General features: G+C 66.4%; 8 protein-coding genes. 7 read left to right on the plus strand and 1 reads right to left on the minus strand.

Going from position 1 to position 4,508, the window contains the following annotated elements; genetic code table 11:
• The first annotated feature begins 152 nt into the window (after nt 1-152).
• From ABW18_RS22945 to ABW18_RS22130, 7 genes are all read left to right on the plus strand, one after another.
• Nucleotides 153-329 (plus strand): hypothetical protein, encoded by a 177-nt coding sequence (locus ABW18_RS22945; protein WP_157227934.1) that lies wholly within the window; start codon nt 153-155, stop codon nt 327-329.
• A gap of 25 nt (nt 330-354) precedes the next feature.
• On the plus strand, nt 355-1,350 hold the full coding sequence (locus ABW18_RS22105; protein ID WP_049701078.1) for a DUF3560 domain-containing protein: 996 nt from the start codon (nt 355-357) through the stop codon (nt 1,348-1,350).
• 410 nt (nt 1,351-1,760) lie between these two features.
• The gene (gene nrdH, locus ABW18_RS22110; RefSeq protein WP_005180267.1) at nt 1,761-2,006 is read left to right on the plus strand and encodes a glutaredoxin-like protein NrdH; all 246 of its coding nucleotides are present in this window, start codon (nt 1,761-1,763) and stop codon (nt 2,004-2,006) included.
• Between the two features lie 86 nt (nt 2,007-2,092).
• Nucleotides 2,093-2,749 carry a DnaB-like helicase N-terminal domain-containing protein gene (locus tag ABW18_RS22115; RefSeq protein WP_005180269.1) on the plus strand — a complete coding sequence of 219 codons (657 nt, stop codon included), beginning with the start codon at nt 2,093-2,095 and terminating at the stop codon, nt 2,747-2,749.
• Between the two features lie 11 nt (nt 2,750-2,760).
• Complete coding sequence (locus ABW18_RS22120) at nt 2,761-2,964, plus strand: hypothetical protein (RefSeq protein ID WP_235434498.1); 204 nt, start codon at nt 2,761-2,763, stop codon at nt 2,962-2,964.
• Nucleotides 2,965-3,048: 84 nt separating this feature from the next.
• Nucleotides 3,049-3,231: a hypothetical protein gene (locus tag ABW18_RS22125; protein WP_040519563.1), complete on the plus strand. Its 183-nt coding sequence runs from the start codon at nt 3,049-3,051 to the stop codon at nt 3,229-3,231.
• Nucleotides 3,231-4,073 (plus strand): Fic/DOC family protein, encoded by an 843-nt coding sequence (locus ABW18_RS22130; protein ID WP_005180276.1) that lies wholly within the window; start codon nt 3,231-3,233, stop codon nt 4,071-4,073. The genes ABW18_RS22125 and ABW18_RS22130 overlap by 1 nt, the downstream gene beginning before the upstream one ends.
• A gap of 7 nt (nt 4,074-4,080) precedes the next feature.
• On the opposite strand, the gene ABW18_RS22135 is transcribed toward ABW18_RS22130, so the two are convergent.
• Complete coding sequence (locus tag ABW18_RS22135) at nt 4,081-4,416, minus strand: hypothetical protein (protein ID WP_005180278.1); 336 nt, start codon at nt 4,414-4,416, stop codon at nt 4,081-4,083.
• Nucleotides 4,417-4,508: the final 92 nt, after the last annotated feature.

Raw genomic sequence — 4,508 nt, forward strand, 5'->3', positions numbered from 1 at the left:
CCCCGGCCCAACAGCCTCGATCCCGAAACCCGGTGAAACAAGCCGACATCAGAGATCGGCAACTGACTCATGCCCGCCACCCAGGCCGAACGTGCTCAACACTTTTCACCACACCGCAAAAGCCGATCGGTGGATCGAGGCTAAGCCGCCCCATGACCGACGAGACCACCACCGACCAGCCGCGCCGCGTCCCCTGGGTCAGCAACGACCAGGCACCCGTCTACCAACTCCCCCGACGCCGCCACCGGCACAGGCCACCACCACCGCCACCACTCGATGACGACACCCTGCGCCGACTCCGCGCCGCCATCGAAGCCACCACCGACTAACCCCAGCACCGAAAGGACCCCCGACATGGCTGACCTCACCATCACCCACACCCACGCCGACGGAACCCTCATCGACGGCACCAGCAAAGGCGACGGCACAAATGCGCTCCTGAAAAGCGCCGGGTGGCGGTGGTTTCGCACACTCGGCACCTGGGGAATCCCCCACAGCCGCGACCGCCAACCAAACACCCACATCATCGACCGCGCCCGCGCCGCCCTCGAACAAGCAGGCCACACCGTCACCCTCGACATCGACAACACCCACCGCGACACCGCCACCGTCGAAGCCGACCGCGCCCAACGCCAACAAGACCGCGCCGACGCCCTCGACGCCAAAGCAGCACGCCGCCACGACCAGGCCGACACCGCATGGCAACGCCACCACGACGCCACCGCCGCACTCCCACCATTCGGCGAACCCGTCCACGTCGGCCACCACAGCGAACGCCGACACCGCAACGCACTCGACAAAGCATGGAACAGCATCGGCACCGCAGTGCACGCCCAAAACGACGCCGACGAAGCCGAACGCCGCGCCCACGTAGCCAGCCGCACAACCGAACACCGCTACAACCCCGTCACCGTCGCCAACCGCATCGACAAACTCGAAGCCGAACAACGCGCCGACCAACGCCGACTCGACGGCCACACCCGCACCGTCGCCAACCTCCCCGGAGGCCAGAAACTCACCGAAACCACCACCGCCGCCACCGGCGACTACCGCCAAGCCATCACCGAGCGCATGGCCCAACGCGCCGACGACATCGCCTACTGGCGCGCCGTCCGCGCCGACCAGATCGCCGCCGGCCACACCGGCGACTACAGCCGCGACACCATCGCCAAAGGCGACCAGGTGAAGATCCGCTTCCACGGCTGGGTCCCCGTCGTCCGCGCCAACGCCAAAACCGTCAGCGTCGAAACCCCCGCACCCTACGGCGGCCGCCTCATCCGCCGCACCATCCCCTACCAAGAAATCCAAGGCCACCGCCCACCACACACCGACAACAACGAGACCCCCTAACCCAGCAACGCCCGGCCACCCCTCCCAGGTGGCCGGGCCGTGCCGGATCTGCCTGGCGCGGGCATCGAGCCCGCGCCAGGCAGTCACGCGTGGTCGCCACACGCCGCGCGCGATGGCCTTCCCTGACCGCCGGATTATCACAAGCACGAGCCGCGCCCCTGTCAATTACATTCCACCAACTGATTGGCACGCGCTCCATTTCGCTACCGCTCAATACCGCTTATTTCGCGCCAATTACCCGGCTCCATTACATGGACAGAAACACAACTCGCACGTGATCGGCAGCCAACAGGAAAAGACACATTAAGACATCACAAAATGGGCAATACATGTTGTGCCGCAACACAATACGAGATATAATCGAACGTATATCACAGACGTTCACGCTCCCCGAAAGAAGGTCACAGAAAATGAATGAGGACCCCGACATCACCGTTTACTCCAAGCCCGCATGTGTGCAATGCAATGCGACCTACAAAGCCCTCGACAAGCACGGATTGACCTACCGCGTGGTCGACGTCACCCAGGACTCCGACGCCCGTGACTACGTCCTGTCACTCGGCTACCTCCAGGCCCCCGTCGTCGTCGCCGGCGAACAGCATTGGGGAGGCTTCCGCCTGGACCACATCAAGTCACTTGCCGCCCAGGCCGCGTGAAAGGACTGATCTGGCATGGCAATTGATGACAAGCGCCTCGCCCACGAAGACGCCACCCGCGCCGTAGCTGCCTGACAATTTCCCTCATGGACCCCATCGACCCGGACCCCGACAGGAGTGACGACGACATGACCGCCACACTGAGCGAGCTACCCGTCGAGGAGATCCCGTCGGCCGACGTCGACGACCTCGTCGAGGACGACGCCTACACCTCAGTCGGATCACTCGGAGACGACCCCGAAGCGGAGATCGACGTCGCCACCGACCTCGAACAGGAACTACTGTCCGCGCTGATGTGGGCTCCGCCGGCCATCGCACGCGCCGTGACCGCCCAGCTCGACACCAAACACTTCTGGATTCCCCAGCACGCACGTATCTTCGCAGCGATCGCCGCCGTCGCCACGAACGCCGCACCCTCTCCTGCTCTGGTCAATGCGCAGTTGCTGGCGACCGGTGGGCAGGGCGAGTTCAGCACCCGAAGCGCCCAGCAGACCATGCTCAGCCTGGTCGCTCCCACCCACCGGCCGGTCGCTGTTGCCGGCCAGGTGCCCTACCTCGCTATCTGCGTCATCGACGGGTGGTACCGCCGCGGCTACACCGCACTGCTCACCGCGATGGACCAGCGCCGCCAAGAAGCACCGATCGAGGAACTGTCCGGGCACTGGGCGCAGCTCACCCGATACCAGCAACGCGCCGAATCCGAATGGCTCACCCGCCGCCAAGCCCTCACCGAAGTGGAGTGATGACAATGACCATGACCGACACCGAATACGGCCACGAAACAGACGAATACCGTCAGCGCCTCGCCCACGACCTCCACAAGATCGACGGCCTGCCCCTGGCCGCGGTCGCCGACGAATTCAACGTGTCGCTGCCTGAGATCCAGAACTGGATCGCCACCTACATCGCCCGCAGCGACGCCGCGGCCGCCGCCACGCAACCACCACTGTTCGAGTGAGGACACCACCATGACCGATAGCCCCGGTAACACCCGGTGAGCAGGTAGAATCAACCGTGAACCACCACAGGAAGGTGATTGCTGATGGCCACCACCACACGCACCGATGAACAGATCCTCGCCGCCGCCGATGCCGGCCACGAAATGGCTGGCATGGTGGCTACCGATGCTGACCGGGCCGCCGCCCTGCGCGTGCTGCGCGGCGAGACCACCCCCGAGCAGGAAGCCGCCAGGGTTCTCGCCGAAATCCGGTCACGCCACTCTTAGTGACCACGTCCTCATCATCCGGCGACGAGGCCGGGCAGGTTCGCGACAACCTGCCCGGCCTCTCGTCTGTCACCGACCTCGAGGAGTTCGAGCGCCGCATGGCCTACGTCCGGGTGGCCGAGCTCGAGCAAAATCCCGCGATTGCCGGCGGTGACTTCACGTTCGACACCCTGCGCGACATCCACGGTTGGATTCTCCACGACGTCTACCCATGGGCCGGGCAGCTGCGCTCTACCGACACCCAGGCGATGGGTATGGCGCACTGTCGGCCGGCGTTCCTGGCCGGCGAGCTGCACCGGGTGTTCGGCGGGATCACCACCGAGCGGCCCTCCCCCGTCGACCGGGAATCAGCGATCGCCACAACCGCCCATCACTGGGGTGAGCTGACCGGTGTTCACCCGTTCATCGACGGGAACTCCAGAAGCCAGCGGGTGTTCTTCCACCGCTACCTCGCCGACGCCGGATGGGACATCGACTGGCGCGTCATCGACGCCGCCGCGGTGCACGCCGCCCGCCACGTCGCGATGGCCACCACCGACTCATCGTTCCTCGCCGCCGAGCTTGCACCCGGGGTGGTGCGCCTGGGCGACACCGCGCCGGGGTCCCTGGCCGCCACCCAAGACACCCGAGATCCCGCGAAAGCGGCCGCAGTGTTCCGGGCGATGATCATGCACCGACGGGCCGGGGGAACCGCAGAAACGTTCCGGTCGGAGGCTGCGGCCGCGGGCCCGATGGCCGGCCCGTCCGGACAGATCGCCGCCTCACGGCCTTACCGGGGGCGCGGCGAGCAGAGCGCATCAATCCAGTCGCGGCCGGATCGGCCGCGCGGTCGGGGCCGCTAGAGCGAGGTCACCACCTGGTGGGTGCCGACGGGGTGTGGCGGGCACTGGTGCCGGCGACGCCGGCGAACGCCGCGAGCATAAGCAGCGGCAGCAGGAAGAACATCACGACCGCGGCGGCGAACGCAGCGCGCAGCAGGATCGGGCTCCAGGTCCGCGCGGGAACCCACCGCGGCCGGTAGCCCGGGCCGATCGGCGCCAGCCAGTGACCCGGGCGGGGTCGGCGCACGAGGAACCCGACGAGGACGCTGAACGCGAACGTCGCCGCACCGAGCATGAGCCACACGGTGAGGAACACCGCGCCGAAGCTGGCGTGGGCGAGCATGTTGTCGATCGCGTCGACCATGATGTCTCCTCATCGGCTGGTGGTCTGTTAGTGGTATCAGAGTGCTCGGACATTGCACTGCGCGCCATTCGCCGCGCGGATGTTGGTCTAGA

Source organism: Gordonia jacobaea (assembly GCF_001186365.1).
In the GTDB taxonomy this organism is placed as follows: Bacteria; Actinomycetota; Actinomycetes; order Mycobacteriales; family Mycobacteriaceae; genus Gordonia; species Gordonia jacobaea.